Origin of the sequence: Salinivibrio sp. MA427 (assembly GCF_001996115.1) — a bacterium.
Classification (GTDB): Bacteria; Pseudomonadota; Gammaproteobacteria; order Enterobacterales; family Vibrionaceae; genus Salinivibrio; species Salinivibrio costicola.
In genome coordinates this window covers 1-4,889 of sequence record NZ_MUFH01000245.1, presented here as the reverse complement: position 1 = coordinate 4,889, position 4,889 = coordinate 1, and the positions used below count along the sequence as shown (strand labels likewise).

At 49.6% G+C, this 4,889-nt stretch carries 3 protein-coding genes; all 3 read right to left on the bottom strand.

The genetic code is table 11. The annotated features are described in order from the left end of the window. Nucleotides 1-1,815, bottom strand: a 1,815-nt coding sequence (locus BZG79_RS12665) for an MlaD family protein (RefSeq protein ID WP_077774570.1), incomplete at its 3' end; no start/stop codon positions are given. After that, on the bottom strand, nucleotides 1,778-3,037 hold the full coding sequence (locus BZG79_RS12660) for a paraquat-inducible protein A (protein WP_158011533.1): 1,260 nt from the start codon (nucleotides 3,035-3,037) through the stop codon (nucleotides 1,778-1,780). The genes BZG79_RS12665 and BZG79_RS12660, both read right to left, overlap by 38 nt. Before the next feature lie 2 nt (nucleotides 3,038-3,039). Continuing rightward, nucleotides 3,040-4,845 (bottom strand): ABC transporter ATP-binding protein, encoded by a 1,806-nt coding sequence (locus BZG79_RS12655; protein ID WP_077774568.1) that lies wholly within the window; start codon nucleotides 4,843-4,845, stop codon nucleotides 3,040-3,042. Between the last annotated feature and the right edge of the window lie 44 nt (nucleotides 4,846-4,889).

Below are 4,889 nucleotides of genomic sequence, written 5' to 3'. Positions count from 1 at the left end.
GAGTAGCGAACGGACCGAGCCTGTATTAATTTCAACGCCACGTAAATTGGCTTTGATATCCAGTCCGGATTGGTTCCAAAACACTGTATTGCGATGAATTAAGTGCTTGTAGCGGTTATTGACAGCGATGGCGATGGTGACGCTCTGACCGTTTAATTGGTAACCCTCCACTTGACCGACAATAAAGTTACGATACATCACGGGGCTACCTTCACTGATACTGGGTAAGCGGTCAGCGACAAGCGTAAAGCGCGTTTGGCCTTGTGCGCTTTGGTTGGCATGTTTTGCTTGAATGGATGACGTGTAAAGCGGATAGGTATCGTTGGCGCCTTTCGCGCCCTTGCTGGTGAAGCTAAGCGCCGGATCGGCAATTTGTTCCATTGCAGGCACAACTACGTCGAGCCCTTTACCCGTTAGCTCACCAGTAATGCCGCCAAGGATGAAAAATTGCGATGCTTGTTTTACGAGGTGACGATATTGCGGGTCGATCACCACATCTATCGTAACATTGTCACTTTCATTGAAGCCGATATGGTCAATAAAGCCGACCTCTATGCCGCGGTGTAACACTTTTGTATGTTGAGAGAGACCATAGGCATCGTCTGCGGTCAGGGTGACGGTTAAGGCATTGTCTTGTTGTTTACGTTGTTGATGGCGGTTGGCAGCGGTGAATAGATGGTCCGATGTAACGGAATCTGCGTCCGCAGAACCTGGCTCAATCGATAAATAATTGCCAAGTACGAGGTTACCGATGTTTTTCAAGCCATCAAAGCCAATTTGTGGTTGCTCGATTTTTATACGCGTGTCTTTGTTCAGTAGCCAGGTCATACTGGGATCGAGTTTGGCGGTGGCGATAGGACCAGGATAATTGCCTGTGATCTCAATACGCGTAATTTCACCCACTTCTAATCCTTGGTAGGTGATCCGTGTGCCTCGGCCCGGCAGACCGTGATCAGCGGGTAAAGCGATGTTTAATGTTTGCCCCCGCGCGGCATGCGCGAGACTCGAATACAATTGAAATGGCTGATTCGCATCCGAACGAGGGCTGTTATTGGGAGAGTCGAACGCAATGCCTCCCGCAATTAAACTTGCCACGCTATCTAATTCGAGTTCAACGCCAGAAGCATCGATTCGTGTTTTAAGCCCACTGACCGACCAGAAACGTGTCTGCTCTTTTAGTAAGTGTGCGAATTGGGGTTCAATCAACGCCGAGAGCGTCACGCCTTGCGCGTCACTGTCGAGCCGATAGCTATAAACCTCGCCGACTTGAATTTTACGGTAATAAAGGGGAGAGCCGACATTAAGAGAGCCCAGGGTTGGTGCTCGCAGTTTCACCGTCGTCCCCGCCTTTTCGGCCATATCTGTCGGTGGCTCGTCGCGTGCGGTAAATGTCAGGCGAGGCTCACCTTTTCCTGGCTGCAAAGCAATGTAGTTACCGGATACTAAGGTTTCTAAGCCACTGATCCCAGTGATGGAGGCGCGAGGCTTGACCAGCCAAAATTCGGTCCCAGAGGTTAAAAGCTGTGTGGCTTCTGGATAGATATTGGCATCGACATAAATACCATCAAGATCGTCAGCCAAGGTAATATTGCGCACCTTGCCGACCTCCAGCCCTTGATAGCGGATAATGGTCCGCCCAGCCTCTAATCCTTGTGCATCACTAAAAAGAATCTGGATCCGTTGCCCGGCTTCATTGATTGACTGAAACACCAACCATGCGGCTAAACCTAGCGCCAGTATAGGGAGTATCCATAGTGGAGACAGGCCATAGGTGGTTTTAATTATCGGTGAGGGTAGGTCTTGTTTGTCGCTCATGATGATCCCATATCAAACGCGTATCAAGAAATTCGGTGGCGAGCATGGTTAATACCACGACAATGCCAAACGCGATGGCGCCCGGTCCGGGGGTAAAGTCCATAATGCGGCCACGATCAATTAATGCCACCATAAATGCAATGACGAATAAGTCCATCATTGACCATTTTCCGATCCACTTAACCCCACGATATAGCCACATATGCTGACGAGGTGTAATGGCAGTGCGGCGCCGAAAACTGATTAGTATTAATCCTAGCCCCAAGATCTTGGCCACTGGAACGATGATGCTGGCGGTGAAAATGATCACGGCAATACCAGGCATGCCATTATTGATTAAGCTCGCCACCCCAGAGAAGATGGTGTCTTCAAGCCGAATACCGTTAGAAAATAAAATTGAGATCGGATACACGTTGGCTGGAAACAAAAAAATACTGGCTGTGATCAAACATGCCCATGTCTTTTGCTCACTGCGAATGACACGCCGATAAAGAGGCTGGTGGCAGCGCTGGCACGCGCCTTGGTCTGCGGTCTGTGTTAAGCCACAGTGACCACAACGAATGAGTGTGGACGTGTTATCCGATGGTGTCGCAGCTAAAGAAAATGTATCCCAGTATCTTTGTGTATTCACTCTTACCAGCAGCACAGAGAGCAAGATCTGGATAACCGCGTAACAGGCGAGGCCGATGGAGAAATGCAGGGAGGCATAGTCTTGAATTTTAAAACAAGCGATGGCCAAACTGACCATCAAAACATCCGCCATGACCCAATGACGACTATGGTCAACCACCTTGACCGCAAGACGAAAGCACCGAATCGCTTGACGTCGTCGTGCAAGGTGTAAAGTGAGTAAAGCGCTGGTAAAGATAAGTGGCCCTAGAGAGGCACAAATCACCACGAGCGCAGCCACAAAAGGAAAGTCGGACCAAAGGCGCGCAGCACCGGTCAATACGGAGGCGTTGATCGTTGAACCTAATAAATCTATCGATAGCAAAGGTTGGAGATGGGCTGGCAAGAAAAGGATAAGTATCGTCAAGGTTAACGCGATTTCACTATTAAATGATAAGCGTCGACCCTGTGCGAGTTTGGTCGCGCAGCGTGGGCAAATGGCAAGATGGTCATAACCCGTTTGACAGCCTTGTAGCACCCGATCACAACCCGGGCACCTTATCTGACTTGGATAAGATACCGACAGGGTGTTGTCTGGTGGTTGCCTTCTCACGATTATTTCCCTGCTACCTGTTGGAGTTGTCCATATAAGGTTTGATAAACACCGGGTGCATTCACCAGTTCGGTGTGTGTCCCTTGTTTACTGACCTGACCTTCATCGAGCACATAAATTAGATCGGCTTCTTTAACCGCTGACAGCCGATGTGCAACAATCAGTGTCGTACGACCGGCCAAAAAGGTTTGCATTGCTTGATGCAGTGCGCGCTCAGTGGCGGTATCGAGTGCCGACGTGGCTTCATCTAAAATCACCAGTTTAGGGTCGCCGAGTAGCATACGCGCAATTGCAACACGCTGGCGCTGACCGCCTGATAAGCGCACCCCTTGGCGTCCCATTGGGGTCTCTAAGCCTTGAGTCAGCTGATTCACGACATCGCCCAGCTGTGCGCGCTCCAACGCTTGCCAGAGCGTCGCATCATCAAACTTACGCCCCAGACTTAAATTATTTCTTAAAGTATCATTAAACAGTATGGGCTGTTGCAATACCACGGCAATTTGATGACGAAGCGCATCCATATTGATGTCATGAATGGAATGGCCATTAAAGCGAATATCACCCTGTTCTACAGGGTAGAGCCCTAACAATAGCTGAATGAGGGTTGATTTTCCGCCCCCACTTGCGCCGACGAGGGCCACGCGTTGTCCGGCCGGGATCTGCATGGTGAGACCATCGAGAACCGCTTTGTCATCATCATACGCAAAGTGAAGATTATCTATCTCAACATCGATTGCTTGCGGGTTACCCCTCCCTGAAATGAGCTCGCCTGGATCGATCCCTTCTGGACGCCGAGTTTCTTCGGGTAATTGCAAGACCTCGTTAATCCGAGTCATCGCTGCTTTGGCGCTATACCACGCAAACTGTATCCCGAGTAGCTCTTGAACTGGCCCGAGCATAAACNACCATAGATAGCCAAACACGGCAAACATCAAGCCGATAGAAAGATCACTAAAAAAGACCATGCCCATCGCGACCGCGCGAAAGAGTTCAAAGCCGACTAAAAACATTAAGAACGAAAGACGACCCGCCGCCTCAGATTGCCACGCGTATTTATCAGCGCTCACTTTAATGTCATTGGCACTGTCATCAAGTTGCTTTAAATAGGTCCGCTCTCGGTTAGCGGCGCGAAGTTGATATAATCCGTCTAGGGTATCGACCAGTCGCTGTTGGAACTGTTCAAAGGCTCGGTTTTCGCGCGTTTTAAGGTGTTTTACGCGTTGGCCGAGGGCACGACTCAGCGCCACCACAATGGGATTAATCAATAAGATAAACAAGCCTAATCGCCAGTCAATCCAAAGCAAAACCACCGCTGTCCCGGTGACAGTGAGGATCCCGATAATAAATTTACTCAGCGTGGTCCCGATAAACTTATCGATGGTTTCCACATCGGTGACAAGGTGAGAAGTCAGCCCGCCACTGCCACGAAGTTCGTACTCTCGCATACTGATACGGCCGAGTTTTGCAATCAGGTGCTGACGGATTTTATAGGTGATGGCTTTACCCACCAGCGTAAATTGGCGACCTTGTAAGATGTTCAACCCTTGGCTGATAGTGCGCATCAATACCACGATCACTAAGACGGCAGCGATATAGTACGCAGCCTGTTGCCAGCTTTGTGGCAGTATTGTGTTAAGTACCGACAGCCCCCAATCGGGTTTGTCGAGTAGCACCTCGTCGACCAATAATGGCATCAATAGCGGAATTGGCACACTGATGAGCGTGGCAGCAATGGCGACCACGTTTGCCCAGATTAGCCGCGTTCGATGAGGTCGTGCTTGGTCAAGAAGCCAGCGCCAAGTGATCATAAATCAAGATACTCAATTGAAATGTCTTTAGATTCTTTCTATTG